We start from the raw sequence: 26,284 nt of genomic DNA on the forward strand, positions 1-26,284 counted from the left end.
CACTCTGAGGAAGCCGACGGGCCTGTGAATATTCCGATCATCTTATGCACAACATAACAGCCGGCTAGCCCGAAGGTAGCGCCAGGACGTTGGCGCTACATCAGCTTGGTCTTTTCCAAGGTCTCCACCCAGCCGTTGGTGAACTTCTCCAACGGCTTGTGGAAGACCACGCCCAGAACCAGCATCGGTACGGCAAAAAGCAGCAGGCACAACAACGCTAGCCAGTAATCACCATGGTAAGTTCCGGCGATGGCCGCACGGAAGGCTCGGATGGTGTAGGTCGCGGGCAGCCACGGACTAATGTTCTGGAACCACTCCGGGAGTACCTGCAAGGGGTAGGCACCACCCGACGACGACACCTGGATCACCAACATGAGCACCGCTAGCGCCTTGCCCGCATTCGCAAACGACACCACAAGGGTGTAGCAAATCAGCATAAAGATCAGTGAGCTAACCCAGCCTGCCAGCAGCATGAGGATCGGGTGCGCAGGCTCGATGCCCACGAAGAAGATGAGGCCCAAAATGAGCATCGTCGACTGCACGAGGCCGACCGCCGCGAAAATACCGAAGCGGCCAAAGAAGCGCTGCATCGGCGAATACTTGTCCTTGTCCACAACATCCGTGCGCACGCTCACCGCAGTCAGCAGCGCGCCGACCCACAGTGCTAGCGCCGTGTACATGGGCGTCATGCCGGCGCCGAAGCTCTTGACCGGGTAGACCGCTTGCCTGTCGACGTCCACCGGAGCCGCAATCGCGTGCGCCAGAGCGTCCGGATCGGATCCAATGAGGTCCGCCAGCTTCTTCAGATCCCCGGATGCCGCAGCGGAGTCGATATCCTTCCGCAGGTCGCCGAACTTGTTGGCTTTATCCTGCAGGCCAGAGGCGAGCTTCTGTACCGCATCCCGAGCATCCGTCAAGGAAGAGGAATCAATGGTGACGGGAGACTTCGCGGTATCCAGATCCGCGCTTACCTGGCCCAGGGAATCCTGCAGCGCGCGCAAGGATTCACGCAGGCCAGAAGTGGAGATTCCTTCCACCGCCCTCTTGGCATCATCGAGGCTGGAGAGATCCGGCTTCGTGGGTTCGGGAGCGTTCGCGGCCGCCGTGAGGCGGGCGTGGAGAGTGCGCTGAGCATCGATGGCCTCCTCGATACGGCTGAGCGCCTTTTCCTTGTCCTTGGCGGGAAGCGGCAGAGCTTCGATATGGCCGTGCAGGTTCTGATACTGGGCAATGGTGCCTTCTACCTGGCCGGCCAAGGTGTTGAGCGCGGCGACGCGGTCGGCGCGGGAGGCGGAGGCGTCGTCGTAAAGCGCATCAATGCGTTGGCGCACCACGTCATAACTAGCGCTGGTGGCGTCGAGGGATTGTTGCAGCGCATCCGTGGAAACATTGAGCGAGGAGGACTGGACCTCCGGCAGCTCCAGGTCTGCCGAGTCCGCAATGCGCTGGGCGCTTTCCATGAGCGGAACCGCGGTATCCACCAGGCCCGCGAGGGAACGAGCGGTACGCGCGGCCATGTCCAGCTGGGTCTGCACTCCATCCGCGCGCGCCTGCATCCGATCCAACACAGCCTTGGTATCGCCCTGACTCAAGAAATCGGAGAGTGAGGTAACCAGGTCGAAGGAGACATCACCGACCGTCGTGGTGAAGGCCTCGGCCACCTGAGCCGACACGCCTTCTGCACCCTGACCTGTAATCTTCGGCGCCAGCGCATTCTTCTTTTCATTCATATAGAAGGATAAGTCCGCGGGCTGGGAACCATCCGTGTAGAAGTTCATCATGTCGGTACTGAAATCTTCCGGAAGCACGATGGCTGCGTAATACTCACCGGACTTGGTACCTTCAATCGCCTCATCGGAAGTCGTCACAACCCAATCCAGCTGATCGTTTGCACGTAGCTCATTGAGCACCTGGTCGCCGACGTTGATGGGCACCGGCAACAGATCGCTTTTGTAGCCGGTGTCCTTGCTAGCCACCGCCACCTTGAGCTGGCTGGTGTTATCGAAGGGATCCCAACTGGCCAGCACGTTGAACCAGGTAAACAGCATCGGGATGACAACGAGCCCCACGAGCATCACCGCGCTCATCACGTTGCGGCATGCGGTGCGCATGTCGTTGAGGAAAAGATCAAGTGTTCCACGCATTAGTTATCCCCCTCCGTGGACTCCGCGCCGATGCGTGCCGGATGTTTGATGTCATCCTCATCCAACGTCACCAGCTCTGCGGACTGCTTCAGGCTAATGCGCAGGTATTCCAGCGTGACCGCGGCGATAATGATGAGGAAGCACCATGCCGTCCAAATAGCCAAAAGCAGCGGCTTTTGGTCGGGCAAGAGACCCGAGACGACGATGAGGATCACCACGCCGATAACGCCGGCGATGCCCACCAGCTTGAGCCAGTAGCCCCAGTCATGCGCACGGCGGTCCAAATCTTTCTTCAGACCACTGCGGCTATCCAGCGCCTGGATGACGTCCGCGATGCGGTAGCCCGAGCCGACAACCTGCACGTTTTCATAGTCAAAGAGCTCGGTATCCCGCAGCTCGCGGTTAAAGATGACGTTGAAGTGCGCCAAAGCCTTACGCAGCAGCAGGCCGAAGACGAAGAACAGAATGAACATGAAGGCCAGCACGCCCATGTTCTTGAAATAGTGGTTGCCGTAGAAGCCACCGATGGTTTCGCGCATGGCGTCGATGCCATACGTAAAAGGCAGCAGTGGGTAGATGGTGTGGAAGAAATTGGGCAACAGCTCAATCGGGTACAGGCCCGAAGCACCCGGAATCTGGATAATGACAAAGACCACGCAGAGGCCACGTCCCAGGTGCCCCAGGGAGGAGGACAATGCGTAAATAATGCTCAAGTAGGCCAGCCCCACGAGTATGCCTGTCAGGACAAAAGCCGGCGCATTCACGGTCTGCACGCCGATGAGCAGGTCACCGACGGTCACCGTGATGGCCTGGATGATAACCATCAAGGCCATGAGGAGGAAGCGGCCCATATAGGCCTGACCCACCGTAACGCGGTGGAATCCTTCCTTATCCACCTCCACCCGGAAGATCACCATGAGGACGAAGGCACCAATCCACAGCGAGAGGTTAGTAAACAGCGCCGCCATGGCGGAGCCGTAGCTGTCCACCGGGTACACGGTTTCGGTCTTCAGCTCGATGGGCTCGGCAAAGAACTTACCGATTTCTTCCGCATCCAGCCCGGTGACATCTTGAACGACTTTGGAGTTCATCGCAGCACGCAGCGAACCCACATCGCCCTGCATAGCGCGCAAACTGTCCTGCAGGGCAAGGAGGTTGGTATCGAAATCGGACAAGGTGTCCTTCGTCGCACGCAGCTGCTGAGCCACACCATCTAGGAGACCGTCTGCCTCCTGCATGGTGCCCTTCTGGGTTTCCAAAGTGGAGCTCAAAGCGCTCGCCGTGGAGCTCAGACTGCTCATGGCGCGGTTGATTTCGGGCACGGCGGATGTCACGGTATCGCGCAGTGTCTGCGACGTGGCCTTGGTATCTGCCGCCGCTTGGTTGATGGCCTCAGCACTAGCCTGCACGTTGTCCGCCGCGGCCTGGGTATCCTTGCTCAGCGCGCTGAGGTTTCCCACCAACTGGCGGTTGGATTCATTACCCTCATCGAGGCGTTGGATGGCGTCATCAATTTCCTTGGCAACCTGCGGTGAGAGCGTTGCGGAATCGCGCAGGGCTTTAAGCTGCGCAATCGATTCTGCGCTCGCGTCAATGGCAGTGTTCGCCCGCTGCGTGGCGTAATCGAAGCGGTCACCGGCCTGGTTCAGGCCCGCGGTGACGTCCGCGATGGATTCCTGTGCCTGGGCAGTACCGTCCGCCACCGCAGTCGCACCGCTAACAAAGGCACCGGTGGTCTGGTCGGTGAAGTCCCCTATGCCCCCTTGGGCCTGTTCGACCAGGGATGAGACCTCAGCGAGGGCTGTTTGAGCGTCGCCCAGCGCAGCACTCACATCAGCCACCGTGGACTTAGCGCCCAACGTGGAGTCGGCAGCGGCGTCAAGCTTGGCTTGGATGCGCGCAAGATTCTCACGGTTGCCGTCGATCTCCTGCGCGGTTTCCCCGAACGCGGAGCTGGTGTTGTTCATTGCGCGCGTGACTTTTCGCTCGAAGTCGGTACCAGTGTCCTTGACGTTTTCCGCCGCGACCGTGGCCACCTGCTCCTTGAAGGCCGCCGTGATCTGCTTGTCCAGACCTTTGGCACCGGTATCCGTAATCTTCACGGCGATGGCGTTGTTCTTTTCGTTGACGCGGTACACCAGCTGCGGCTGCGTGAACTTCCCGTCGAGCATGCTCACGAGGTTCTCACTGAAGTCCTCCGGGATCGTCACCGAGGCATACACGTCTCCCTCTAAAAGGGCTTTCTCGGCTTCGTCGTGCTCAAGGAATTGCCAGCCTATCTGGTCATTCTTTTTCAGTTTCTCAATGACCTCGCTGCCGACATCAATGTCCCCAGTGAGCTCATTGTTTGCACCCTTGTCCTCGTTGACCACGGCCACCTTAATGTTGTTGGTATGGCCATAAGGGTCACGAAAAGCCGCGATGTTCACCCATGAATACAACGCGGGGGTGATGATGAGTCCGATGAGGATGATCCACGCCCTGGGGACGCGGCCAAGCCTGGCTACATCTCTGATAAAAATCTTCCAACTTTGGCGCACTGAAGGCAGTGTACCCGTTGAACCTTCGAGTCTCTAACCTGCCGAAACCTATAAAGTAATTTCCATGATTAACAATTAACGATTGATATGGTTTACCGAAACAAAACCCTTGCCCCACACCACGCCAACTTGTATTGATAAACAAAATTTTTCTAGCACTTTCACTGCCCACTACAATCGGCGGCCATGATTGAAGTAGCAGCCGTCGTCATCCGCAATCCGCAAGGCCACGTTCTCACCGTGCGCAAAAAGTCCTCCACCAAGTACCAACTGCCCGGTGGCAAGCCTGAGGCGGGCGAAGCGCTTGTCGACGCCGCCCTGCGCGAAGTCGCCGAAGAAGTAGGCCTCACCCTCGACGCCGAGAACCTCAACAAACTCGGCACCTTCGACGCTCCCGCCGCCAACGAACCAGGCGAGGTCGTCGTCGGCACCATCTTCACCTACACCCGCACCGTCACCGCCGACGAACCCCATGCGGCCGCCGAAATCGGCGACACCGCCTGGGTCAACCCAGCAGCGCCCGACCGCGAGCTTGCGCACCTGTTGCGCGACCGCGTCTTCCCCACGCTGGCCTAGCGCCAACTGTCAACACTTCGGCGTCATTGACCCCGAAACCATCAAGAGCTACCCTTTGAACATGTTCACTGAACACGTTCACTCATCGCGCTCGGCCGCCAAAGCTGACACCGTCAGCAAGGTCCTAGCCACCGCCTATAATCTCTTCCTCGCTCAGGGCTACGCCACCACCAGCATCCGGACTATCGCATCCGAAGCTGGCGTCAGCGTGGGAACCGTCATGGGAGTCGGCGACAAACAAACGCTGCTCATCCACACCATTGGCCAACAGATTTCAGAACTCCACGACGACATCCGGGGACAATCCGATAGCCTCCTCGACGTCCTCAAACCATTCCTGCAGATGTTCACCGGTCACGAAGAACTCTCTCGTGCGTTCGGCGCGGCACTCATCCAACAAGGCAACCAAGGTCAGGCACTCACCGCGCTCAAAACGCTCCTGACCGATGAAATCACCCTGCGCCTTGGCTCCAGGCTCAACAGCGACGATGCGGCCGAGTATTCCGATCTGCTGTACAACGTCTACCTCGGCTTACTCATCGGCTGGGCCGCGGGCCTCTACGACACCGAACAACTCACCTCCCAAGCCGCCTCATCCATCGAACGCCTCAACACCGCATTCGGAGTAACCCAATGATCCTAGAATCCTCCCCCGCTTGGCCCTCCCTACTACTAGCAGCCATTCTGCTTGGCGACGCCGCCCTCTCCCTCAAACCAGTCCCCTTCATCGAAGCCTGCCTCAGCGGCGTCAAACTCCCCAAGGACTGGTGGTGGGCACTCATTGTCATCAAGTGCCTCGCCGCCGTAGGACTCATTGCCGGCCTCTGGTTCCCCGGCGTAGGAATCGCAGCCATGATTGGCGTCATCGCCTATTTCTGCGCAGCCTCAGCAGCCCATGTCCGCGCCCACTTCCTCGGCAGTGAATTCTGGATTAACTGCTTAGGCATGCTCGCGCTCTCAACCGGTGTATTGGTCCTGACGCTAGTGCTGAATTAGGCGACCAAAAATTCTTCGGAACCACCCCTGCCCCATTTCGCCATCAAGCACATTCGCCCGATATTTACTTCTTTTTCATCCCCCATCTCACTATGCCGTTCGTTGCTTCGGGAAGTGGCTGCGGGGAATAGCACTCATGAATTTTGGAAAGAACAAAATATTCGGAGAAAGGGATCCGTTCACAGTGAACTTCACCTTTTGAATCCCACGCGAAAGCGTTCAAGTCATGCCAGGCCTTGAATTGTCGCTGCAGACAATCGAAACCGTTAATTCCAAAGAAACTACACAGCTCGGCAATAGTAAATTCAGCTACAACGCTTTCTTCATGCAACATAATTCGGACAAAGTTTTCATCGGGATCGATGTTCGCGTTACTTTCCACATCCCAAATTGGCCCTTTTAGTAACTCCACGACGCTCCTAGCCAGCACAGATTAAGCTCAGTGCCTTCATTCTAATTTCTCTGCTCACGGAGGGACTGCGGCTTACGAAGGAACTGAAAACGTAAAATCCCGAGCCACCGGTAAAATGATGACTCGGGTTCTGTAGTTTGCGGAGACGAGAGGGACTGAACCTTTACGCCACCTCTATGCAGGTCAGGGCACCTTTTGGAAAATTCATGTTGCAGACTGTTGCGTAATTGTTGCGTAACGGACAGTAGCAACCAACAAGAAAGAGGCACCCATCATGCCCATTGACCTAACCGTCATCCCGCAAGCCGGTACCACCACACCATCCAGCTACCTCACTACAGATGAAGCTGCACACGTCATCCGCGATTGGCAAGCGTACGGCAACACCACCCCGGGGGCCACTCATGGCACTTGGACTATTGGTGTCATTCACTTCATCGACGGTGAAGCACGAGTTACCAGCATTCTGCCTATCCCGCGTAGCGTGAAGCGCGAACCAACCACCCCGGCGCGCCGGGCCACGAACACACAGCCCGAACACGTCTGCGGCTCTAGCGCGCTGCCTCACGAGGTGGCACTATGAGCCTCCAGCAACTGAACGAGACCATGCAGGAACTGAAGACCAACCTTGAGATGCTGGAGACCATCAACCAGCAGTGCCAGAACTGCACCCCATCCGAATACCAGCGGCTAGATAGTCAGGCCCTGCGAATCATGCGGGCCAACACGCGCCTAACACGCACCATAAGGAATCTCACCAACGAGTTAACAGGGGCACCGCAATGAGCACACGCCTACTTTCAGCAGTGCTCTACTAGGCACTTTCTGCATCTGGCATGCCGTAATGTGTAGCCGTTTAACGTGTTGAGGGGTACCTATACCCCTTGCCGGTTACTTCATCGTCTTAAACGGCGATATTGAACAGGGAAAATAGAGCCTGCTTGCACCCTTTGTTGAAACACCCTAGGCGGGGACTGTCAGTAGGTTCTATCCGCTGGTAATTGCCGTCTGTTTGGGTGGGCCTCCACAGGCAGGCAGAGACAGTGACTTTATGCCAAAAATGGCAGAAAGTATCGGTGTTCGCCCCGGCCATGAAAGCTAGGACAGGGTGAGGTAGGTAGCGCGTGTGCGTGAGAGAGATTAGGGGGTGTCCTATGTGTCCTATGCAGGTCAGGGGCTATTTTTGGGTGTCCTATGGGGTGTCCTGTGGGTGTCCTATGTGTCCTATTTGAATCCGATATAGGACAGACAGGACAGAGATAGGACAGGGGGTAGGACACCCTAGAAACATGCTTCTACCTGCACAGGACAGATAGGACAGGCATTTTAGGCTTCACGGTGGCGCATATCATCCAGCACGAGGTGAAAGTTAGGGCCACGTTCAATAAGTTGCCCACCTGTGTCAGTGCGAGAGAAACGCACGGCCTCCATCCCTGCCAGGGCAGTACCGGCCTGTCTCATTAGTGGTCTATCCCTACTGGCAAGTGTCTGGAGGAAATGCGTCCAGTTAACAGGTGGGGCACCATCGTCTACCCCGTCTATGTGGTTCAGGGCGCGTAGTTGGAACTTCTCTAGCTTTTGTTGCTTTCGGGCCTGCTGTTCCTCTTGTGCAAGTTCCTTGCGCTCTAGGAGGTCAGCAGCGCGCTGTACCTCTAGGTCTTTGGAATAGCTAGCGGCAAACACCTGCACCCTATCGGAATAGTCCATGAGCACCCCGGCGCGCCTCCAGTCATCCATGCTCACGCTGTCACTAGACCGCAATAACGCTAGCCCGGCGGCTACCTTGCACTGCGTCTGTGTGCGGTGGCCTGTGTTGTTGCTTGAGACACCATAGGCAGATAGCAAATGTTGCTGCTGCCATACCTTGCGCTTAATCTCGTCTGGAAACGATACGGGCGTTCCGGCAAGCACTTCTTTGGGAACCATGACGGCCATTAGGCGGGTAGTTCCTTCCGGGCGCTCATACAGTTTGCCGGGGTCTAGTAGTTCTGCCCACACGAAACGGTGCCTAAATCCGTCATCCTCACCATCCAGCAGCAGGTACGCTTTATCGGGCTGTGCGGCTACCCACAGGCCCGCTGTGTAGGTGCCTTCCTGTATGACAGTTATCTGGCCTTTGTTGGTCACTCCCAACGAGTTACCGCTGTAGATATTTAGCAGCGTGCTACGCAAGGTCGATCCCTTCCGGGTAAGCAGCGTGTGCAATTTGCCAACCTCTGATTCTTCAATCAGCACCGGGTGGGCAATGCTTGCACCTTCCGGCGGCTGGAGAGCATCAGTTATCCCCTCCCCGCTCCCGGGGTGAACTGGCCACGGCTTCAGGGGTGTTTGGTCATCGAACACCTGCACGCTGTTGCGCACGAGGCGCATAAGGCGGTCTTTACCCGCGCCGGGCTTGCCGAGCAGCACGATAAACAGGTTCATGCTGCCTCTACCCATACCGGCATCGAAACCAACGTTTCCCGGCATGGAAGACAGTACGTATTGCACTACAGCCAACAGGAAGGCCACCGGCGGGGCACCGTTGGCGCGGGCGTGCTCACGTACTTTCTGCACGGCTTCACCTGCCCCATCAAACAGGTCATGCTCCAGGTGCTCCCATCCGTCATAGTCCAGGGCACCGCTCATAGTCTTTGGTCTATCCACGGCGACTACCTCCCCATGCTTCATCGGGTGCATCTGTACGCGGGCCAATAGGGTCACGGTGCCCGCTAGGCAGTGGTGGCATTCTTAAACCAGCATCACAGCGGCGGGTAACAGCCTGCACAGCTTCTAGGGCGTGCTGCTTCTCGTTAAGTTCATCAACCAGTCGGTAATCAACATCTCCCATTAGGCCACCTCCACCCCGGCGCGCCGGGCTACATCCACGAGGCCACCTAGGCGGCTTAAGCAGCGGGCTATCTCTTGTGTGCTTGCCGTGGCTGTGGCTAGGCAATCCTCCCCCACCACCACGAGGGCACGCCTTAAGCGGGCCTGCTTCATGCCTAGGGCCAACTGTTCTACATCCGGCCATGCGGGCGGTAAGTAGCCTCCAGTAGAAACAGCTATTAGGGCGCGGGCTACTGTGTCCTGCTGGAGAGCACCGGCCTGCTGGAGGTGTTGCTGTACGCGCTCAGCAGCTACCGGGGCATCACTACAGCCCGCCTCCACGAGGGCGTGGGCACAGGCCACCACAGCAGTGAACACAGTGTGATTATGCGGGGCGTGGAAGTCATGCGGAACGAGGGTGTTGGCTAGGGACAGAACGCGGTTAGCGGGTGCGCCAATCAGGCCACGGATTAAGCCCTGTTCAACTAGTTCAGGGGTGGCTGTGCTGGTATCCTCAATGACGATAACGCCACCTGTTTCGTCATCCTGCACCTGCCCTTGCCCCGGGTGGGTGTTCTTTTTTGGGGTGGTCACTCTAGTCATCGCCCCCGCTCCACTTGTTGGTGGGGGTAAACAGCGCGTCTACGTCTTCCTGCTTAAGACGGATAGCGCGCCCGGCCCTATACGCCACGAGACGGCCCTCCGCAATGTAGCGGCGGATAGTTCGGGGGGATAGTTGCGTGAACTCGGATACTTGCGCAATAGTGCGCATCTGCTGGCTAGTCATGGCTTTAAGTTGTCATGTGCGGAACCGTTGTGCCAGAGGTTCATGCAGGACAAGGGGTATGTGACATATGGCACATGGAAACTCTAAAACTCTAAAATAAGGCCCCCACCTGCATAAACACGACTCAGCACCTTCTATGTTGCACTATGGTGCACCAAGTTGCACTAAACCCGACGTACGGACATAAATGACATAATCTAAGTCCGAAATAGGGCTGGAATATAGTGACTAAAGTCACCACGAGAGGGGTTAATCAAAAGTAGTAACCCTAGGAGATTGAGGCGTTAACCTTCTCCATCAACGAGGTTGTCCGCCCGGCGCGAACCTTCATGTACACATCTAAAATTGTTTTCATATCGCTCTGTCCCAGCAGTGCGCCAATCTCTTTCAAGTGCGCGCCCTGCTCAGCCAACCGGGTAATCAACCAGTTACGGCCACAGTGCGGATCAATGTCGGTAGACACTCCGGCCTTCTCTTCCGCACGAGTTAGAATGCCCCGATAGCTTGTATCAAAAGCAATCTTTCCCCTGTCAGTGGTAGTGAACAGCACAGCGCGCCGGGTGCCAGCAGCGGTACGCAACACAGTTGACTCAGTAGGCGCATACAGCGCTAGGTGGCTAAGGAAATAGGGAACATCCACACTCATAATCGGCACCTCACGGTAGCCCGCTTCAGACTTAGGTGGCTGTATCTCCATAAAGTTGCCCCCACCATCCGTAATGCGCTGTGCGTTCTGCTTCACGTAAACACTCACACGCGGCATCCACGGGGCGGGCAAGTACTCCACGTGCACATCCTCAGCCTCCAGGGCCAGGGCCTCACCAATTCGTAGCCCGTGATGCAACACGAGGGACGTAACAACCTTATAGCGGGCATCGATCTGCTTCAGAATCGCGTCCAGCTCCCAATCTTCCGGTAAGTACTTTTCTTTCGTGGCCACTTTCTTGCCAGCGTCAGGAATATCGACCGGGTTAACGGTGAGCATCTCACGGCGCACGGCTTCAGCGCACGCGGCCCTTAGACGCTTATAGGCCTGCTGGTTAATCGTGCGGGCATCCGGGTAACAGCGCTGCACACCATCCCACCAGCGGTACACGTCCGCTTTAGTCAGCTCCACCAGGCGCACATCTTTCAGGTGGCATACGTCCACATCGTCCGCGCCGGGGCCAAACGGCTCAGTAATCCGCACGCGGGTCACGCGCCTGTAGTTCTGCATGGTGGACTTGCGGGGCGGCTTAGGGCGCTGCTCCAGCAGCCTGTGGAACCTATCCATCCACTCCCCCACAGTCTCCGCGTCTGCTTCCTGCTTTGCGCGGCGCTGCTTTGGTGGTGTCCACTCTTCTAGGTCAATCAACTTACGTTCTGTTGCCAACCAGCCACGGGCATCTGTGCGCGTCTCGAATGATCGACCGGGGGTGTGCCTAGCCCCGTCCGGGCCTGTGTACTGTGCGGTGAACCTCCGGCCCTTCTTGCGGACAGTTCCCCAATCGCTACGAGTGCGGCGTGTGCGTGCCATGTCTTATGTCCCTTTTTCGTGGGGCCAGGCCTTGCGCAACTGTTGCGTAACTGTTGCGTAGTGAGTGCTATTAATGGCAACTCATGGCCACCTGTGGCAACATAGTATCATGCCAATGACCTGCACAGATACAACAAAACCCCCGGTGAACACTCACCAGGGGAAATGCAGTTTGCGGAGACGAGAGGATTTGAACCTCCGGACCTACGCAAGTAAGTCAACTCCTTAGCAGGGAGCCCCATTCGGCCGCTCTGGCACGTCTCCAGCGATTCGCAATGAATCGTCCATCACTCTACCTGAGTGCTTCCCCTATGGACAAAATGGGGCTTCCCTATTCTTTCCCTGAAGCGCCGCATGCAGCTTGAGGGCCACGTAGAGAGCCGCGCAGCGCCAGCCGTCATCGAGCACGCCGGGCCCGAGAATCTCACGCACGCGGTCTAGGCGGTAATGCAGAGTAGCGCGGTGAATATAGAGTGCATTAGCGGTCGCAGAGACATTGCGGGAATGCTCAAAATACGTCAGCAGGGTGTGCCAGTAGGAGTTGCGGGGGTCGTCGAGAAGCACCGCGGCATCCGGGCTCATCTCCGCCACCGTTGCTGAGGTCAGCTCCCATCCGCGCAGCAGCCGCCACGCGCCGGCCTCCTCCCAGCGCAGTGAATCCTGGCCGCAGAGCTTGGCCACATCCGCCATGAGTCGCGCCTGTGGGGCCGTTGGTGCCGAGCCGCGGGCTACCACCTCGGCGCCGGCGACGAGCGCGGCACTCTGTAGCTCCTCCATGAGAGCCTCGGTGTCCTTGTCATCGCGACGGCACTCAATGAGCACGAGGGAATCGTGAGAATCCGCAACCAGGAAAGGCCGGCGCACCAACGGGCGGGCAAGTTCCACGGCCACCGCGCGCTGATCGCCTTCAACCAGCACGCGATGCACGGTCAGCTCGCCATCGGAAGGCAAAAGATCGCGCTCCCGGGCACCCGCTAGTGCGGTCGGATCGCCGGTGAGCACCTCGCGGGCCAACTCGCCGAGCTGCTGGGCGCGGGCGGCGAGGGGAGCATCGCGTTCGTCGATAAGCCTGGCCAGCGGAGCTGTTAGCGAACCAATGCGGACCAGGGGGGCGTCACCCAGCGCGGGCTCATCGATGATCCAGAGGTAGCCCACCATCCGATCCTCATGGCGCAGGGGAATGACCACGCGGGGCAGCATGTCATAACGCGGATTAGCAGGCAGGCGCACCGGCAGCACAGCCTCCTGAATGCCGAAGCTGAGCATCCACGGGATGGGCTCCGGGGGCGGGGTGCGATTAAGAATAGAGGCCGCACGGTTCTTATCGATGGCACCAATCTGAGCACTGGCCGCGATCACCGCGATGGCGGGGGTAGTCACCTCAACGGAACGCTGCAGGATCTGGGCACAATCGTCGACGATGTCTTGGATGCTCGTCAGCTGCGGGGGCGGCACTTTTGACATATGTCAAAGATACTTAAGAATATTGTCTAGTGACAAACAAAACTGTGCTGCGCAATAATCTCCTACAGCTAAATGACCCATGTCACACATATACGTTCATGAAGGGCGTCTACATGACCACAACCAACAATTCCGTCAAAGCACAGGACGTTGTCGCCAGCGACAACACCAGTGCAGACGACGGCCTGCAGCGCGGCATGAAGTCGCGCCACCTGCAGATGATCGCTTTTGGCTCGTGCATCGGCACGGGCCTCTTCTTAGGCTCAGGCGCCTCCATCCAGGAGGCCGGCCCCGGCGTTATCGCCGCCTATGCCATCGGCGGCTTCATCATCTTCCTCATCATGCGCATGCTTGGTGAGATGGCCGTGGAGCACCCCGTCGCCGGTTCTTTTAGCGCGTATGCCCGCGAGTACATCGGCCCCATCGCTGGCTTCGTCACCGGCTGGAACTGGTGGTTTACCACCATCGTCGTCGGCATGCTGGAGCTCACCGCTGCCGGAACCATCATGGACTTCTGGTTCCCCGGAATCCCACACTGGCTGACCGCTCTCGTCGCGCTCGTTATCGTCACCGCCATCAATCTGGTGCACGTCGGCGCCTTCGCCGAGGCAGAATTCTGGCTCTCCCTCATCAAGGTCGCCGCGCTCATCCTCATGATCGTCGTCGGCGCGGCCATTGTCTTCGGCCTCACCCCGGAGCCGGCTCTGGGCTTAAGCAACATCACTGAGCACGGCGGCTTCTTTCCTAACGGCGCTACCGGCATGCTCTTCTCCCTCGTCGCGGTGATTTTCTCCTTCGGCGGCATCATCTCCATTGGTACCGCCGCGGGCGAGGCACAGGATCCCGCTAAAAGCCTGCCCAAGGCCATCAACAACGTCATCTGGCGCATCCTCATTTTCTACGTCGGTGGCATCAGCATCATCGTGCTGCTCGCTCCATGGAACGAACTTGATACCTCTACCTCCCCCTTCGTGCGCGCGCTGAGCACCCTGGGCATTACGGCCGCCGCCACGGGCCTCAACCTCATCGTGCTCGTCGCCGCCGTCTCCGTGTTCAACACCATGACCTTCTCCGGCGCGCGCATGCTGCGGGATCTTTCCCGCGGCGGCCAAGCCCCGCCCTTCTTCAACTCAGTCAGCGCCAAGGGCGTGCCCGTCCGCGCCCTCCTCTTCAACGCCCTGCTCATGGGCTCGGCGGTGCTGCTTAATTTCCTCTTCGAGGGCAAGATCCTGATTGTTCTCCTCGCCATCATCGTCGGCGCGGAGCTCATCTCTTGGTCCGCCATTGCCGTAGCACACCTGAACTTCCGCAAGCGCTGCCCGAACGCCGCCTTCCGCGCGCCCCTCTACCCCATCGCTAACTACCTGTGCTTGGCCTTCTTCGCCCTCATCATCGCTTTGATGTTCATGTTGCCCGACTACCGCACCGGCGCCATTGTCCTACCCTGTTGGATTGTGACCTTGGCCCTCATCTGGCTGGGCAAGAAGCGCCACGATGCACGAAATAAATAGAAAGGATTCTCTCATGCAGACCACCATTGGTGATTTCATCCTGGACCGCCTCAAGGCCATCGGCATCACCGAGATTATCGGCGTGCCCGGTGACTTTAACTTAAGTTTCCTCGAGCAGATCGAGGCCTCCGAGGGCATCCGCTTCGTCGGCGCCTGCAACGAGCTCAACGCCGCCTATGCCGCTGACGGCTATGCCCGCCAACGCGGCGTAGGCTGCCTGCTCACCACCTATGGCGTGGGCGAGCTTTCCGCGCTCAACGGCATTGCGGGTGCACGTGCCGAGCACGTCCCGCTGGTGTCGTTGGCGGGCGCGCCGCCGCAGTACGCCACGGAGTTCCGCTGGAACCTGCACCACTCGCTTGCCGACGGCGACTTTGCCAACATGCTGGACTCCTTCGCACCCTTCACCGAGGTGGCCACGCGCGTGTCCCCCATGAACGTGGTCGAGGAATTCGACCGCGCCCTGCACACCTGCCTGCGCGAAAAGCGCCCGGTCCACATCCAGATTCCATCGGATATCACGCACCTGAGCATCGAGGTTCCGGACACACCTTTCTCCACCGAACTGGCAACCTCCGATCCGGAGCGCCTTAATGCTGCCGCGGACTACGTGCTGGAGCACTTGGCCCAAGCGGAGGATCCCATCATCCTCATCGACCAGGACACCAACCGCCACGGTTTCACCGAGAAGCTCCGCGCCATCATCGACAAGGCCCAGCTGCCCTACTCCCAGCTCTCCTCCGGCAAGGCCATCCTGTCTGAGCGCCACCCGCTGTTCATCGGCACCTATAACGGCGCGGCCTCCGCACCGGGCGTGCAGGAACGCATCGAAAAGTCCGACTTCCTGGTCACCACGAACCCGCGCTTCATCGAGGTCAACTCCGGCTCCTTCACCCACAACCTGGCCGATGCCCGCGTCTATAACTTCGGCGACCAGCACCTCAACGCCGACGGTGAGTTCTTCGTGGGCATCAATACGCTGGAGCTTCTCGACGTCCTCTTGGACCGCATCCAGGAAGCCGAGACGTCGCCTAGCGCGGCCTTCGAGCCCGAGCCCTTCGAGCCGAACCCGGATGCCCCGCTGACCCAGGAGCGCATCTGGCCGCAGATGCTCGGCTTCATCCAGGAAGATGACGTGGTCATCGCTGAAGCCGGCACCTCCAACATTGGCTTGGGCCAGCAGCGTATGCCGGAGGGCGTGCAGTACATCAACTCCACCATCTGGGGTTCCATCGGCTTCACCCTCCCCTGCGTCCTCGGCTCCCAGCTGGCCAATCCGGAGCGCCGCCACGTCCTCTTCATCGGTGATGGCTCCTTCCAGCTCACCGCCCAGGAGCTGTCCACCATCCTGCGCCAGGATCTCAAGCCCATCATCGTGCTGGTCAATAACGATGGCTACACCATCGAGCGCTACATCTTGGGCATGGAGCGCGAGTACAACGAGATCCAGATGTGGGATTACACGGCTCTGCCGAAGGCCTTCATGAAGGACACCACGATGGAGTCCTACGTGGCCTCAACCGAAGGCGAGCTGGCGAAGGCCCTAGACGACATCGCTGCTCACCCAGAGCGCGGCGCCTTCCTCGAAGTGCGGCTCGATGCTTTCGACGCGCCAAAGGGCCTTCAGGCCTTCGGCCCGCAGACCGCTGACTTCGACTTCGGGCCCCGCGGCCCGCGCAACGCCTAAGGTGGAGAACATGATTCGACCAGACCTTTCCTCCCTGCCCGCCTACGTCCCCGGCAAAAACGCCGAGCACGCCTTGAAGCTCTCCTCCAACGAGGCAACTCAAGAGCCGCTGCCCGGCGCGCTCAAGGCCATGGAAACTGCAGCCGCGCACGTCAACCGCTACCCGGACATGGGTGCAGTGGAAATCCGCAAGGCGCTCGCCGAAAACCTTGGTGTTACCCCGGAACAGGTCACCTGCGGCGCGGGTTCCTCCGCCATTTGCCAGCAGCTGGTGCAGATCACCTCAGTGCCCGGTGATGAGATTGTCTTCCCGTGGCGCTCCTTCGAGGCTTATCCCATCTTCGCGCAGGTCGTTGGCGCTACCCCGGTCAAGGTTCCGCTCACCGCGGATCACCGCGTGGACTTGGAGGCCATGGCGGCTGCCATCACGGACAAGACCCGCCTGATCTTCGTATGCAACCCGAATAACCCCACCGGCTCCATCATCACCAAGGAGGAGCTCGACGCCTTCCTAGCCAAGGTCCCGAAGGACGTCATCGTGGCGCTCGATGAGGCCTACATCGAATACAACCGCAACGACGCCGTCCCGCTGGCCACCGACTATGTCCACACCCACGACAACATCATTGGCCTGCGCACTTTCTCCAAGGCCTATGGCCTGGCCGGCATCCGTTTAGGCTATGCCTTCGGCAACGCCGAGATCATCGAGGCGCTGAGCAAGGTGTCCATCCCCTTCTCCGTGAACTCGGTGGCACAAGCTGGCGCTGTGGCCTCGCTGGCCGCCCAGAAGGAGCTGCGCGAGCGCACCGATGAGACCGTGGAGCAGCGCGACCGCCTGGTCAAGCACTTCGCCGACTTTGGCGTGCCAGAATCCCAGGCCAACCACATCTGGTTCGCCGCAGACTCCATTGCGAAGCTGGGCTCCCCGCAGGACGTCGCGGCACAGCTCGCGGAGAATGACGTCCTCGTCCGCGCCTTCCCTGAGGGAGTGCGCGTGACCGTCACCACGGCGGAGGAAACCGACATCCTGCTTAAGGCCTGGGACGCTGCCTTCGCTGCAGAGGAGTAGTTTCCGCGTTAGAGTGCAGTTGTGAAGACATTTATCAATTTTGCACTCAACGTCATTGCCGTCGCGGTGGCTTTCTGGGCTGTAGTAGCGATTGTCCCCGGAATCGACATCGTTCCTGCGACCACCCAGAACTTCTTGCTCATCGCGGCGGTCTTCATCATCGTCAACGAGATCGTCACCCCGGTGCTCCGCTTCCTCGGCGCACCGCTGACCTGCCTGACACTGGGCCTGTTCGCGCTCGTCATCAACGGCGCGGTCCTGCTCCTCGTCAGCGCGCTGATGGACTCACTCGTCATCGACGGCCTAGGCGCTGCCATCATCGGTGCGATTGTGCTCGCGATTGTTTCCGGCGTGGTGAACTTCTTCACCAGTCCGCTGCGGGTCCACAACTAACCCCCAGCGAAAGGCGGGAGGACGTCGACGCGGGAGGCGTCGGCAAGCACGGCGTCCTCGGTAGCGCTCGCGCCATCTACCAGGAAGGTGCAGCGCTCCAGCACCTCCGCAAAGCTCATACCGGCCTCGGTACTGCCGGTGTGCCGAGCACGCAACACGTCCAGCAGCTCCCCCAGTGTCGCCGCCTGCGCTGTGTCTTGCGCGCGCCCCGCGGCGGCGCGGGCTGCGGCAAAGTAATGTATATCAACCATAGTTGCCACTATGCCAGCCTCCGTGACAGGAAGGAACCCAATGCGCACCTATGAGGAACACCTCGCCGCCGTTCGCGCGGCTCTTCCGCAGCCCCGCGCGGTCTCCACTCCCCTGACCAGCGCCTTCGGCCGACGTGCCGCCGCCACGTACCGCGCGGAACACAACCTGCCACCTTTCGATAATTCGCAGATGGATGGCTATGCGCTTTCCACATGCGACGGCGGCACCTTCACCGTTGGCCGCACTATTGCGGCGGGGGATCCCCCGGGTGACATTTGCGAAGGCACCGCCCTCCCCATCATGACCGGCGCGAAGGTCCCTGAAGGCACCGTCACCATCGTCCCTGTCGAGCACTGCGAGCCCCCGCGCTTCCCAGAAGAGGGCGCCACCGTCACGGTGCCGGCAGCCCCCGAGCAGTTCATCCGCCGTGCGGGCTCCGATGTCAAGGCCGGAACCACTCTCGTCACAGAGCACGCGCTTCTCGACGCCCCCTCCATCGCCACCCTCGCCTCCCAAGGCCTGACCGAGGTTCTCACGTACGCGCCCGCCCGCATTCTTATCTGCACCGGCGGCGCTGAAATCGGCGGCGAAGGCGAGGCCACCATCCCCGATTCCAATGCGCCGATGCTCGCAGCTTTGGCCGCGCAGTATGGCATCGACGTAGCCGGCTTCGTGCGCACCAATGATGATCCCGCTGCCCTTCGCGCCGACCTCGCCGAAGCAGTCATCACCCACCGCCCCGATGTCATCGTCACCTCCGGCGGCATCTCCCACGGCAAGTTCGAAGTCATCCGCCAAATCTTCGAAGAGGATGGCTGGTTCGGCCACGTGGCGCAGCAGCCCGGCGGACCACAGGGCTTGTCCCGCCTTGGCGACGTCCCCGTGGTCTGCTTTCCCGGCAACCCCATCTCCACGCTGGTGAGCTTCCGCCTCTATTTGGCACCCGTCCTTGGCCATACCTCAGAGCCGGTTCGCGCGCACCTTGTTGAATCCGCAGACGGACTCAACAACCGCGAGCAGTTCCGCCGTGGAACTATCAGTATTTCCGATGGCACAGCAACAGCCTCCTTCCTCGGCGGCACCAGCTCCCACCTGATGTCCCAGGCCATCGGCGCTAACGCCCTCATCCGTATCCCGGCTAACACGCAGCTTTCAGCCGGCGACCTCGTGGAGGTGTTCCCACTCTCATGACCCACCGCGCACTCGTTATCGTTGCCTCGACCCGCGCCGCCGCCGGCGAATACGAGGACCGTTCCGGCCCCATCTTGGTGAACTTCCTGCGTGAACAGGGCTTCGATACCCCACAGCCCCTCGTTGTCGCGGACGCCGACATCGACTCCGCCCTGGCCACCGCCTTCACCGATGCCCCCTCCGTCATCCTCACCTCCGGCGGCACTGGCATCACACCGGATGACCGCACCGTCGAAGCACTCACCCCACACCTTGAGCGCGAGCTCCCCGGCCTAGCCCATGCCTTCTATGCGCACTCGGCCGCCATTCCCACCGCGGCACTCTCGCGTACCGTTGCTGGCGTATCGCACAAAACCTTCGCCATGGCCCTGCCCGGCTCCACGGGTGCGGCCAAGGACGGCTGCGCAGTACTCGAGCCGCTGCTTAACCACATCATCAACCAGCTGGAAGGCATTCATGAGCACTAACTTCGGCCTACTCGGCGCCCACATCAGCGCTGAGCCCATTTCAGCCCCCGACATCGCCACCGCTGAAACCGGCGCCGTCGTTGTATTCGACGGCATCGTGCGCAACCACGACTCCGGCCGAGGTGTGAAACTCCTGACCTACACCGCGCATCCCAGCGCCCAGCAGGAAATCGAGCGCGTCGCCGGCGAAGTCGCCGCCGCTTTCCCCGCCGTGCGCCTCTGGTGCGCACACCGTACTGGTCCACTAGAAATCGGCGAATCCGCCTTCATCGTCGCCGCCGCCTCCGCACACCGCAAGGACGCCTTCGAAGCAGCCTCGACCTGCGCGGACCGCGTCAAGGCGGAAGTCCCCATCTGGAAGGAACAGCTGCATACCGATGACACCACCACCTGGGTAGGCCTGGAATGAACAGTTGTATGCGCTGTCGGTATTCGGTATGGACGGGAAATGGCCTTGGATCCAGAAAGTGAAAGCGCGATGCTCATAGCACTACTTCGAAAACTCCTAGCGGTTTGCGCTCTCGGCGTCTGTGCACTTGTCGTTTCTTCGTGTGCGCAAGAGCGTTCACAAACATCGAAATCTTTTGCTACTTGGGAATGGGGTGGGATCGCTAGAGCTGTGTCTGTGACTCCTTCCGTAAGCAACCACAATTATGTTTTTGGAACGAGCACTGACGAGGTGGACTCTCTCGCTGAACTTGCATCGGTGTATAACCCTTCGATGGAGAGGCTCGGTGAAGGGTATGTGGCTCCAGATAAGGATCAATTGGTTGTCTTTGATTCAGATTTTCGCAAACAATCTGAGAAATCACTCCCAAGTCTAGGTCTACCAACCCAAACGGCTTCTGCTGGTTCTGTGGACAATAAAGCAGCAGTGTTTGTTTTTAACGAAAGCACGAGTGATAGTCCGTATGCGAGCCGCATAGTGCTCGCAACTAAGGAAACTACAAGCACGGTAACTCGCGATAGGAGACCAGTCGCTTTAAGGGCTTGTACTGATGAAAAAGCTGTCTGGATAGAACGTGATGAAGATGACGGAAGCGGTTTAACGCTTGTGCGTATGGGAGTCGACGGGTTGTTGTCTGAATCTCGCCTTGATACACCTGCCGGAACAGTCGCATCCGAATACTTCTCTGTTCTTGGGTGTGGGAAAGAAAAATCATATATTTCATTTCCTGACGATATTGGTGGTGCGTATGTTGTCTCGGTTGATACCTCGGATGAAAAACCAGCTATAAAGCACGAAGGAAATATCGAAAGGCTGCCGACACCAGGCGTAAATAGGTCCTCTCGCTACGAAGAAGGAAGCGTGTCGTACTTTGCGAGTCGAGGAACGATCGTGACACTTGATCTCGAGCGTCAGGAAGTTAAAGAAACCGAAACGCTAATCGGCGCAGATCGCCGCCCTGTATCTGCAACAATCGACGGCGGAAATGTACATATCGTTACTCAGCCAATTGACGGTGCTGAGGAGCTTCGCGTACATTCCTTTTCATTCAAAGACCCAGCTGCGGATAAGGATGGCACGCATATCGCGAAGCTTAGCCAGCTTATGCAAGGTGGTACTGCAAAAGGTGCATACACAATTCCGATGTCTATTTACCCTTTCGATAAACGGACGGAATAACGTCTAGAAGAGCTTTATTTTTCGGTTCTTTACCTCGCGTGGAAATCGCAAGTCCACTGCCTGGCTGATGCGCCTAGCCGACATTTCTGGCAAAGATGAACTCGTCATCAAGGTCAACACACTGGTGGCCATCAAGGGCGTGGAGGACGTTCGAGTGAGCGTCGAGGTAGGACGAAGCACGATCCCGCCAAAGCTTAGAATATCGACACCAACCGGGATTGAAACCGAATTCTTTAATCAGAATCCACTGCAGGAAACAATAGAAATCAAGGCAAAAGTCTAGGAAAACTCGGAGAACTTCAGAATGAGTTCACGCTACGCACGACAGAAAGCCCTCTGGGGAACCTCCACACAGCAACGGCTTCGCGCTTCCACCGTCGCTGTCATCGGCGCCGGCGGCCTGGGCTCGCCTGCCCTTCTCTACCTGGCAGGCGCAGGCGTGGGGCGCATCCTGCTTTTCGACGACGACACCGTCTCCCTCTCCAACCTGCACCGCCAAGTCATCCACAGCACAGCAACCGTAGGCCAGCCCAAAACCGAATCCGCTGCTGCGGCCATGAACGCCCTCAACCCGGAGTGCACCGTCGAGCAGTTCTCGCGCCTCACACCCGATACCACCCTGGAGCAACTGCGCGGCGCTGACCTCATCATCGACGGCACCGATAACTTCTACTCCCGCCACCTGGCCTCCTGGGCCGCCCATGAGCTGGGCATTCCGCACGTGTGGGCCTCACTCCTGGGTTATGACGCGCAGCTCACCGTCTTCCACTCCGGCCACGGCCCGGTCTACGAGGACCTCTTCCCCACCGACCCGCAGGTACCCTCCTGCTCACAGGCCGGCGTGATGGGCCCAGTCGTCGGCGTGGCCGGCTCCGCCCTAGCGGTGGAGGCGCTTAAGCTCCTCACGGGTATCGGCACCCCGCTCATCGGCACGCTGGGCTATTACGATTCCCTCGCCGGGACCTGGGAATACATCCCCGTGCGCGCGAACGGCGCCACCCCGGCACGCCCCGACAACCCCACGGATATTCGCAACATTCCAGAAGACGCCACGCTTATCGACGTCCGCACCGCCCCCGAGCGCGCCGCTTCCCTCATCCCCGGCTCGCAGCACCTCCCGCTCGATGAGATCCTCGCTGGCCACAACCCGCCCATCGACCCCGCCGACCTCGCCGTCCTCTACTGCGCCAGCGGCCTGCGCTCCGCCCCGGCCGTCGACGCTCTGCGCGCCCGCGGCTTCAGCAACGTCTACTCGCTGCGCGGTGGCATCGACGCTTGGCAAGAATCTCATCGCGATGGGGTCTAGACATGGGACTTCACCTCGTGTAATCATGTTTACATGAGTAGTTCAGTTATCAGTTTGCGTATTGACGCAGAGCAAAAGGAGCGCCTTGATTCTTTGGCGTCCAAGACTGGACGTTCTGGCGCGTTTTACCTCCGAAAGGCACTTGACGCTTACTTGGACCAGTTGGAATACGTCTATGCGCTGGAGGCCGAGGCCGAGGCCGCACGCCGTGGCGAGCTAGAGACCATTTCTCTTGAAGACCTAGAGGCTGAATGTGGCGTGGAGAATTAGCTTCACGCCGCGCGGTGCGAAAGCCTTCCGAAAGTTAGACAAACCAACGCAGAAGAGAGTCAGCAGGTTTCTTCGCGAAGTGGCAGAACTCGAAGACCCGCGCTCGCGCGGCAAGGGTCTCGTGGGGGATAAATCCGGTCTGTGGCGCTGGCGAGTCGGAGACTATCACGTTATCGCGGCAATATACGAAAACACAGTCACTGTCACCGTTGTTGATTTAGGTCACCGACGCGAAGTCTACGATTAATCAGCCAACGGGTCGGTTCCGCCGAGCTTCATCTCGAAACGCTCATAGTCCTCTAGGTTCGCAAAGTGCCGCGAGTAAAGATCGCAATCGCGGTCTACATAACCATAGAGGGCTGGCGCGACATCCACGATGTGCCGTACCTTCACGTCCTCACCATCAGCCTGCTCGTTCGCCATCGCTTCAACACGTTCTCGAGCCTTCTCGTCCGACTCCGCATACACAATATAAAAGTCCTCGCGGAAGAAGCTTTGGGCAGATGAACTGGACTTTTTAGCAAGCTCCATCACGACAATTCCAACATAAGGTTCCATTGCCGGCTACTGTCCTTTCCGGTTCTTGGTCAGCTTGAGCTCGACTCTACCTGCTCACCCAGACCACGTAGCGTGGAAAGAATCAGCCGGTCGCCCTGTAAGTTCATTGCCATGAAGACCCATTCCGCGCCCGCGGCTTCAGCAACGTCTACTCGCTGCGCGGCGGCATCGATGCCTGGCAAGAGCACATCTCCGAGCTCGAGGCCGAGGCCGAGGCCGCACGCCGTGGCGAGCTAGAGACCATCTCTCTCGATGACCTAGAGGCCGAGCAGGGCGTGGCCGACTAGCTTCACGCCGCTCGCTGTGAGATTTTCTAACCCCGTAACCGGCAGCTCCACCTTCTCGACGCCCCTGCCACATGGTCCCTTTAGTTTGGTCCCTATACTCTGGTCCCAACTCACCGTAAAGGGACCATTTACAGCCAGTTTCCTGCGCCCAGATGGTCCTTTTGCTCAGTGAAAGGACCAAAGTAAAGAGACCAAAATGAAGGGACCATCTTTGCCCCCTTCATCGACCAATCAGCCCCCAAGAGTCCGCACTACTTGCCCCACAAAGGGTTCCCCTCACATGGTTCTAGTCAGATGGTTTGTTTACACCCAAACGAACCATCTACCTAGGTGCAGATGGTTTACTTGCCCCCAAGCGAACCTTTTGACTGGAACCATGTACGGGAGTGATTGCTTCTTCGCAGTCAACAGCCGGTCACCTTGTAAACTCACTGGCATGAGAAGCCGCCAATATTACGTCGCCACCGCTGTGATGTGTGCTCTCACGCTGGTGTACATGCTGCTGCGATGGGATTCGGTGCCTGATCCCATCCCTGTCCACTTCGATGGCTCGGGCAACCCGGACCGCTTCGAGCCCAAGTCTTTCTTCAACGCAACGGCCCTGGTGTGGATTGGCGTTGTCTTCGCCATCGCGCTGCCGTTGTGCGTGCCGCCGATCTCGCTGGGACGAAAGACAGCACAGGTTCCGGCGGAGTCAGCGCTTCCTTTCTCCGAGGCCACCGCACAGCGCGCGGAGCTTCTCACCGAAAAGACCACCACGTTCATCGCTCAGACAGTCCTCTCCATGACGACCTGCGTGTGCCTCACCGCGGTCTGCACGGTTGTACCGGACATCCCCTTCTCGGGCTTTCTCCTCGTGGCCGCGTGGATAGCCTTCACCCTGTTCATCATGATTCAGGGCGTCCGATTGACGCTGACATCCGCGAAGGACGTGAAAGCCATACCCACCGACCATGATGAACAGACTCGTAACAAAACACTTCGCTTTGCCGCTGGCATGGGAGTCTACAAAGAACCTAAAGACCCGATGTGCATGGCAGTCTTTTCCACGAATCCTTCGAAGCTGCAGATCAACACCGCGCACGAACCTGGTCGGCGCTACCTATGGCGCATGGGCATCGCTCTCGCCGCATCCATGGCATTCTGCGTGCTCATCGCCGTACTCTAGGCATATGGAGCACCTGTTTGAGCGCGCACACTCGATTCTTTCTGATGCCACCCACGTCGAGGTGTTCACCGGCGCGGGTATGAGTGCGGACAGCGGCATCGCCACGTACCGCGATGCGCAGACGGGCATTTGGGAGAACGTGGATCCGGTGGCGATGGCGTCGATAAGCGCATGGCGCAGCGAGCCTGAGCCGATGTTCGCCTGGTACCTGTGGCGCGCCCGGCTGGCGCAGCGGGCCGAGCCCAACGCCGGGCACCGCGCGATTGCTGCCGCACGCGGCATGACGGTGACCACGCAAAACATCGATAACCTGCACGAGCGCGCCGGAAGCCAGGACGTGGTACACCTACACGGCTCCTTGTTCGCCTTCCGCTGCACCGACTGCGATACACCCTATGACGAGGACATCGCGCTGCCGAATGAACCTGTCGAAGCGATTACTCCACCCGAGTGCCCCGTGTGCGGCGGGCTCGTGCGCCCGGGCGTCGTGTGGTTCGGTGAGGCTTTGCCCAACGACGAATGGGCCGAGGCCGAGCACCGCATATCCACCGCAGACGCGCTACTCATCGTGGGCACCTCCGGCGTGGTCTATCCCGCCGCCGGCCTGCCGCAGATTGCCCACGCGCGCGGCATCCCCATCGTGGAAGTCACCCCGCAGCCCACGGACCTCTCGTCGCTTGCCGACGTCGTGGTCACGGCCACCGCAGCGGAGGCGCTGCCTCGTATCTTGGCGGGGCGGATCGATGGCAAAGACGAGTAGCAACCAGAAACCCCGCGGCCCTTGCCCACCAAAATGTACAAGATGTACATTTGTAGTATGAAAACGATGTCAGTGACGTCCAGTCAATTCCGCCAATCCCAAAGCCAAATTCTTGAAGAGGCACAGCACACGCCCGTCGCCATCACTAGTCGTGGAAGCCGGATTCGCGCTTTTGTCGTTTCTCCTTCATTTTTCACCCGCGCAGTCGAAGCACTGGAAGATCGTGAGGATGTTCAGACCGCAGAGATTGCCCGAGGAGAAGCCGTAGAGATTTCACACGAAGACCTTAAAAAAGAACTCGGTCTCACCTAACCACAACCATTATTCCCCAGAGAGGAGATGAATCCATGCTCTACCTAGTTCCAGGCGCATTAGCCGGGATAACTTTTTATGCCATTCTCACAGCTGTGAGCTGGGCCATCGGGAAGTTCTGGCCGCACTGTCGCCTTGGGGCACATGGCCGTTTGGTCATCCACTGCCTTGTCGCGATTGCAT

The 26,284-nt window shown here is 59.1% G+C and carries 31 protein-coding genes and 1 tRNA gene; 20 read left to right on the top strand and 12 right to left on the bottom strand.

The features are described from left to right. Positions 1 to 95: 95 nt before the first annotated feature. Both ABZS45_RS09900 and ABZS45_RS09905 read right to left on the bottom strand, forming a co-directional pair. Entirely contained in the window at positions 96 to 2,144 is a 2,049-nt protein-coding gene (locus ABZS45_RS09900; RefSeq protein WP_412099666.1) for a YhgE/Pip family protein, read from the bottom strand. Further along, positions 2,144 to 4,684: a YhgE/Pip family protein gene (locus ABZS45_RS09905; RefSeq protein ID WP_412099667.1), complete on the bottom strand. Its 2,541-nt coding sequence runs from the start codon at positions 4,682 to 4,684 to the stop codon at positions 2,144 to 2,146. Before ABZS45_RS09905 ends, ABZS45_RS09900 begins: the two co-directional genes overlap by 1 nt. A gap of 186 nt (positions 4,685 to 4,870) precedes the next feature. Here ABZS45_RS09905 and ABZS45_RS09910 point away from each other — a divergent pair, with 186 nt between their 5' ends. The 3 genes from ABZS45_RS09910 to ABZS45_RS09920 all read left to right on the top strand — a co-directional run bounded on the left by ABZS45_RS09910 (position 4,871) and on the right by ABZS45_RS09920 (position 6,256). Beyond that, positions 4,871 to 5,260 carry an NUDIX hydrolase gene (locus ABZS45_RS09910; protein ID WP_412099669.1) on the top strand — a complete coding sequence of 130 codons (390 nt, stop codon included), beginning with the start codon at positions 4,871 to 4,873 and terminating at the stop codon, positions 5,258 to 5,260. Between the two features lie 61 nt (positions 5,261 to 5,321). After that, positions 5,322 to 5,897, top strand: coding sequence for a TetR/AcrR family transcriptional regulator (locus ABZS45_RS09915; protein WP_412099670.1), 576 nt, complete (start codon positions 5,322 to 5,324; stop codon positions 5,895 to 5,897). After that, positions 5,894 to 6,256 carry a DoxX family protein gene (locus ABZS45_RS09920; protein WP_412099671.1) on the top strand — a complete coding sequence of 121 codons (363 nt, stop codon included), beginning with the start codon at positions 5,894 to 5,896 and terminating at the stop codon, positions 6,254 to 6,256. The genes ABZS45_RS09915 and ABZS45_RS09920 overlap by 4 nt, the downstream gene beginning before the upstream one ends. Positions 6,257 to 6,320: 64 nt before the next feature. Here the strand turns inward: ABZS45_RS09920 and ABZS45_RS09925 are convergent, their stop codons facing one another. Then, on the bottom strand, positions 6,321 to 6,668 hold the full coding sequence (locus ABZS45_RS09925) for a hypothetical protein (protein ID WP_412099672.1): 348 nt from the start codon (positions 6,666 to 6,668) through the stop codon (positions 6,321 to 6,323). A gap of 274 nt (positions 6,669 to 6,942) precedes the next feature. Here ABZS45_RS09925 and ABZS45_RS09930 point away from each other — a divergent pair, with 274 nt between their 5' ends. Together ABZS45_RS09930 and ABZS45_RS09935 are read left to right on the top strand one after the other, a co-directional pair. Then, the gene (locus ABZS45_RS09930) at positions 6,943 to 7,251 is read left to right on the top strand and encodes a hypothetical protein (protein WP_412099673.1); all 309 of its coding nucleotides are present in this window, start codon (positions 6,943 to 6,945) and stop codon (positions 7,249 to 7,251) included. Further along, complete coding sequence (locus ABZS45_RS09935; RefSeq protein ID WP_412099674.1) at positions 7,248 to 7,454, top strand: hypothetical protein; 207 nt, start codon at positions 7,248 to 7,250, stop codon at positions 7,452 to 7,454. Before ABZS45_RS09930 ends, ABZS45_RS09935 begins: the two co-directional genes overlap by 4 nt. A gap of 540 nt (positions 7,455 to 7,994) precedes the next feature. On the opposite strand, the gene ABZS45_RS09940 is transcribed toward ABZS45_RS09935, so the two are convergent. The 6 genes from ABZS45_RS09940 to ABZS45_RS09965 form a co-directional block, all read right to left on the bottom strand. Continuing rightward, positions 7,995 to 9,296 carry a hypothetical protein gene (locus ABZS45_RS09940; protein ID WP_412099675.1) on the bottom strand — a complete coding sequence of 434 codons (1,302 nt, stop codon included), beginning with the start codon at positions 9,294 to 9,296 and terminating at the stop codon, positions 7,995 to 7,997. A 201-nt stretch (positions 9,297 to 9,497) separates the two neighbouring features. Continuing rightward, positions 9,498 to 10,070 (bottom strand): hypothetical protein, encoded by a 573-nt coding sequence (locus ABZS45_RS09945; RefSeq protein ID WP_412099676.1) that lies wholly within the window; start codon positions 10,068 to 10,070, stop codon positions 9,498 to 9,500. 1 nt (position 10,071) lies between these two features. After that, the gene (locus ABZS45_RS09950; protein ID WP_412099677.1) at positions 10,072 to 10,263 is read right to left on the bottom strand and encodes a helix-turn-helix domain-containing protein; all 192 of its coding nucleotides are present in this window, start codon (positions 10,261 to 10,263) and stop codon (positions 10,072 to 10,074) included. A gap of 268 nt (positions 10,264 to 10,531) precedes the next feature. After that, positions 10,532 to 11,779, bottom strand: a complete 1,248-nt coding sequence (locus tag ABZS45_RS09955) for a tyrosine-type recombinase/integrase (RefSeq protein ID WP_412099678.1) — start codon at positions 11,777 to 11,779, stop codon at positions 10,532 to 10,534. Between the two features lie 175 nt (positions 11,780 to 11,954). Then, a tRNA-Ser gene (locus ABZS45_RS09960) sits at positions 11,955 to 12,043 on the bottom strand. A gap of 45 nt (positions 12,044 to 12,088) precedes the next feature. Further along, positions 12,089 to 13,243: a PucR family transcriptional regulator gene (locus ABZS45_RS09965; protein ID WP_412099679.1), complete on the bottom strand. Its 1,155-nt coding sequence runs from the start codon at positions 13,241 to 13,243 to the stop codon at positions 12,089 to 12,091. A gap of 113 nt (positions 13,244 to 13,356) precedes the next feature. On the opposite strand from ABZS45_RS09965, the gene ABZS45_RS09970 reads away from it, so the two are divergent. From ABZS45_RS09970 to ABZS45_RS09985, 4 genes are read left to right on the top strand one after another with little or no spacing between them, the layout of a single operon-like run. Beyond that, positions 13,357 to 14,754 (top strand): amino acid permease, encoded by a 1,398-nt coding sequence (locus ABZS45_RS09970; protein WP_412099680.1) that lies wholly within the window; start codon positions 13,357 to 13,359, stop codon positions 14,752 to 14,754. 13 nt (positions 14,755 to 14,767) lie between these two features. Beyond that, the gene (locus ABZS45_RS09975) at positions 14,768 to 16,441 is read left to right on the top strand and encodes an alpha-keto acid decarboxylase family protein (RefSeq protein ID WP_412099681.1); all 1,674 of its coding nucleotides are present in this window, start codon (positions 14,768 to 14,770) and stop codon (positions 16,439 to 16,441) included. A gap of 10 nt (positions 16,442 to 16,451) precedes the next feature. Further along, entirely contained in the window at positions 16,452 to 17,510 is a 1,059-nt protein-coding gene (gene hisC / locus ABZS45_RS09980; protein WP_412099682.1) for a histidinol-phosphate transaminase, read from the top strand. Between the two features lie 21 nt (positions 17,511 to 17,531). Continuing rightward, positions 17,532 to 17,903 carry a phage holin family protein gene (locus ABZS45_RS09985; protein ID WP_412099683.1) on the top strand — a complete coding sequence of 124 codons (372 nt, stop codon included), beginning with the start codon at positions 17,532 to 17,534 and terminating at the stop codon, positions 17,901 to 17,903. Here ABZS45_RS09985 and ABZS45_RS09990 read toward each other — a convergent pair. Continuing rightward, complete coding sequence (locus ABZS45_RS09990; RefSeq protein WP_010188351.1) at positions 17,900 to 18,154, bottom strand: MoaD/ThiS family protein; 255 nt, start codon at positions 18,152 to 18,154, stop codon at positions 17,900 to 17,902. The genes ABZS45_RS09985 and ABZS45_RS09990 overlap by 4 nt on opposite strands. Positions 18,155 to 18,194: 40 nt before the next feature. Here ABZS45_RS09990 and ABZS45_RS09995 point away from each other — a divergent pair, with 40 nt between their 5' ends. The 8 genes from ABZS45_RS09995 (at position 18,195) to ABZS45_RS10030 (ending at position 23,263) form a co-directional block, all read left to right on the top strand. Further along, positions 18,195 to 19,346: a molybdopterin molybdotransferase MoeA gene (locus ABZS45_RS09995; protein ID WP_412099684.1), complete on the top strand. Its 1,152-nt coding sequence runs from the start codon at positions 18,195 to 18,197 to the stop codon at positions 19,344 to 19,346. Continuing rightward, a complete protein-coding gene (locus ABZS45_RS10000; RefSeq protein ID WP_412099685.1) occupies positions 19,343 to 19,813 on the top strand; it encodes a MogA/MoaB family molybdenum cofactor biosynthesis protein in 471 nt (156 codons plus the stop codon). The genes ABZS45_RS09995 and ABZS45_RS10000 overlap by 4 nt, the downstream gene beginning before the upstream one ends. After that, a complete protein-coding gene (locus tag ABZS45_RS10005) occupies positions 19,803 to 20,222 on the top strand; it encodes a molybdenum cofactor biosynthesis protein MoaE (protein WP_412099686.1) in 420 nt (139 codons plus the stop codon). Before ABZS45_RS10000 ends, ABZS45_RS10005 begins: the two co-directional genes overlap by 11 nt. 216 nt (positions 20,223 to 20,438) lie before the next feature. Next, complete coding sequence (locus ABZS45_RS10010; protein WP_412099687.1) at positions 20,439 to 21,440, top strand: hypothetical protein; 1,002 nt, start codon at positions 20,439 to 20,441, stop codon at positions 21,438 to 21,440. Positions 21,441 to 21,507: 67 nt separating this feature from the next. Then, on the top strand, positions 21,508 to 21,723 hold the full coding sequence (locus tag ABZS45_RS10015) for a hypothetical protein (protein ID WP_412099688.1): 216 nt from the start codon (positions 21,508 to 21,510) through the stop codon (positions 21,721 to 21,723). Positions 21,724 to 21,744: 21 nt separating this feature from the next. Next, entirely contained in the window at positions 21,745 to 22,746 is a 1,002-nt protein-coding gene (locus ABZS45_RS10020; RefSeq protein WP_412099689.1) for a ThiF family adenylyltransferase, read from the top strand. A gap of 33 nt (positions 22,747 to 22,779) precedes the next feature. Further along, on the top strand, positions 22,780 to 23,016 hold the full coding sequence (locus ABZS45_RS10025) for a ribbon-helix-helix protein, CopG family (protein WP_042528789.1): 237 nt from the start codon (positions 22,780 to 22,782) through the stop codon (positions 23,014 to 23,016). Then, positions 23,000 to 23,263 (top strand): type II toxin-antitoxin system RelE family toxin, encoded by a 264-nt coding sequence (locus ABZS45_RS10030; protein WP_412099690.1) that lies wholly within the window; start codon positions 23,000 to 23,002, stop codon positions 23,261 to 23,263. The genes ABZS45_RS10025 and ABZS45_RS10030 overlap by 17 nt, the downstream gene beginning before the upstream one ends. On the opposite strand, the gene ABZS45_RS10035 is transcribed toward ABZS45_RS10030, so the two are convergent. Together ABZS45_RS10035 and ABZS45_RS10040 are read right to left on the bottom strand one after the other, a co-directional pair. After that, positions 23,260 to 23,574, bottom strand: coding sequence for a DUF4288 domain-containing protein (locus ABZS45_RS10035; RefSeq protein ID WP_042528787.1), 315 nt, complete (start codon positions 23,572 to 23,574; stop codon positions 23,260 to 23,262). The genes ABZS45_RS10030 and ABZS45_RS10035 overlap by 4 nt on opposite strands. A 29-nt stretch (positions 23,575 to 23,603) precedes the next feature. After that, complete coding sequence (locus ABZS45_RS10040) at positions 23,604 to 23,762, bottom strand: hypothetical protein (RefSeq protein ID WP_412099691.1); 159 nt, start codon at positions 23,760 to 23,762, stop codon at positions 23,604 to 23,606. A gap of 535 nt (positions 23,763 to 24,297) precedes the next feature. Between ABZS45_RS10040 and ABZS45_RS10045 the strand changes: the two genes are divergently transcribed. The 3 genes from ABZS45_RS10045 to ABZS45_RS10055 all read left to right on the top strand — a co-directional run bounded on the left by ABZS45_RS10045 (position 24,298) and on the right by ABZS45_RS10055 (position 26,101). Then, entirely contained in the window at positions 24,298 to 25,029 is a 732-nt protein-coding gene (locus ABZS45_RS10045; RefSeq protein WP_412099692.1) for a DUF1648 domain-containing protein, read from the top strand. A 4-nt stretch (positions 25,030 to 25,033) separates the two neighbouring features. Continuing rightward, positions 25,034 to 25,789 (top strand): NAD-dependent deacylase, encoded by a 756-nt coding sequence (locus tag ABZS45_RS10050; protein ID WP_412099693.1) that lies wholly within the window; start codon positions 25,034 to 25,036, stop codon positions 25,787 to 25,789. Between the two features lie 66 nt (positions 25,790 to 25,855). After that, on the top strand, positions 25,856 to 26,101 hold the full coding sequence (locus ABZS45_RS10055; protein ID WP_412099694.1) for a prevent-host-death family protein: 246 nt from the start codon (positions 25,856 to 25,858) through the stop codon (positions 26,099 to 26,101). Positions 26,102 to 26,284: the final 183 nt, after the last annotated feature.

The organism is Corynebacterium aurimucosum, assembly GCF_046895345.1.
Classification (GTDB): Bacteria; Actinomycetota; Actinomycetes; order Mycobacteriales; family Mycobacteriaceae; genus Corynebacterium; species Corynebacterium aurimucosum_G.

Excerpts from the sequence above, each read along its gene's own strand:
- hisC (WP_412099682.1), top strand. The coding sequence starts at position 16,452 with ATGATTCGACCAGACCTTTCCTCCCTGCCCGCCTACGTCCCCGGCAAA.
- ABZS45_RS10015 (WP_412099688.1), top strand. The coding sequence starts at position 21,508 with ATGCGCCTAGCCGACATTTCTGGCAAAGATGAACTCGTCATCAAGGTC.
- ABZS45_RS10045 (WP_412099692.1), top strand. The coding sequence starts at position 24,298 with ATGAGAAGCCGCCAATATTACGTCGCCACCGCTGTGATGTGTGCTCTC.
- ABZS45_RS09920 (WP_412099671.1), top strand. The coding sequence starts at position 5,894 with ATGATCCTAGAATCCTCCCCCGCTTGGCCCTCCCTACTACTAGCAGCC.
- ABZS45_RS09950 (WP_412099677.1), bottom strand. The coding sequence starts at position 10,263 with ATGACTAGCCAGCAGATGCGCACTATTGCGCAAGTATCCGAGTTCACG.
- ABZS45_RS09990 (WP_010188351.1), bottom strand. The coding sequence starts at position 18,154 with ATGGTTGATATACATTACTTTGCCGCAGCCCGCGCCGCCGCGGGGCGC.
- ABZS45_RS09965 (WP_412099679.1), bottom strand. The coding sequence starts at position 13,243 with ATGTCAAAAGTGCCGCCCCCGCAGCTGACGAGCATCCAAGACATCGTC.
- ABZS45_RS10055 (WP_412099694.1), top strand. The coding sequence starts at position 25,856 with ATGTCAGTGACGTCCAGTCAATTCCGCCAATCCCAAAGCCAAATTCTT.
- ABZS45_RS09995 (WP_412099684.1), top strand. The coding sequence starts at position 18,195 with ATGCGCACCTATGAGGAACACCTCGCCGCCGTTCGCGCGGCTCTTCCG.
- ABZS45_RS09955 (WP_412099678.1), bottom strand. The coding sequence starts at position 11,779 with ATGGCACGCACACGCCGCACTCGTAGCGATTGGGGAACTGTCCGCAAG.
- ABZS45_RS09940 (WP_412099675.1), bottom strand. The coding sequence starts at position 9,296 with ATGAGCGGTGCCCTGGACTATGACGGATGGGAGCACCTGGAGCATGAC.
- ABZS45_RS09900 (WP_412099666.1), bottom strand. The coding sequence starts at position 2,144 with ATGCGTGGAACACTTGATCTTTTCCTCAACGACATGCGCACCGCATGC.
- ABZS45_RS10050 (WP_412099693.1), top strand. The coding sequence starts at position 25,034 with ATGGAGCACCTGTTTGAGCGCGCACACTCGATTCTTTCTGATGCCACC.
- ABZS45_RS10005 (WP_412099686.1), top strand. The coding sequence starts at position 19,803 with ATGAGCACTAACTTCGGCCTACTCGGCGCCCACATCAGCGCTGAGCCC.
- ABZS45_RS09930 (WP_412099673.1), top strand. The coding sequence starts at position 6,943 with ATGCCCATTGACCTAACCGTCATCCCGCAAGCCGGTACCACCACACCA.
- ABZS45_RS09935 (WP_412099674.1), top strand. The coding sequence starts at position 7,248 with ATGAGCCTCCAGCAACTGAACGAGACCATGCAGGAACTGAAGACCAAC.
- ABZS45_RS09910 (WP_412099669.1), top strand. The coding sequence starts at position 4,871 with ATGATTGAAGTAGCAGCCGTCGTCATCCGCAATCCGCAAGGCCACGTT.
- ABZS45_RS10020 (WP_412099689.1), top strand. The coding sequence starts at position 21,745 with ATGAGTTCACGCTACGCACGACAGAAAGCCCTCTGGGGAACCTCCACA.
- ABZS45_RS09915 (WP_412099670.1), top strand. The coding sequence starts at position 5,322 with ATGTTCACTGAACACGTTCACTCATCGCGCTCGGCCGCCAAAGCTGAC.
- ABZS45_RS09970 (WP_412099680.1), top strand. The coding sequence starts at position 13,357 with ATGACCACAACCAACAATTCCGTCAAAGCACAGGACGTTGTCGCCAGC.
- ABZS45_RS10025 (WP_042528789.1), top strand. The coding sequence starts at position 22,780 with ATGAGTAGTTCAGTTATCAGTTTGCGTATTGACGCAGAGCAAAAGGAG.
- ABZS45_RS09975 (WP_412099681.1), top strand. The coding sequence starts at position 14,768 with ATGCAGACCACCATTGGTGATTTCATCCTGGACCGCCTCAAGGCCATC.
- ABZS45_RS10000 (WP_412099685.1), top strand. The coding sequence starts at position 19,343 with ATGACCCACCGCGCACTCGTTATCGTTGCCTCGACCCGCGCCGCCGCC.
- ABZS45_RS10035 (WP_042528787.1), bottom strand. The coding sequence starts at position 23,574 with ATGGAACCTTATGTTGGAATTGTCGTGATGGAGCTTGCTAAAAAGTCC.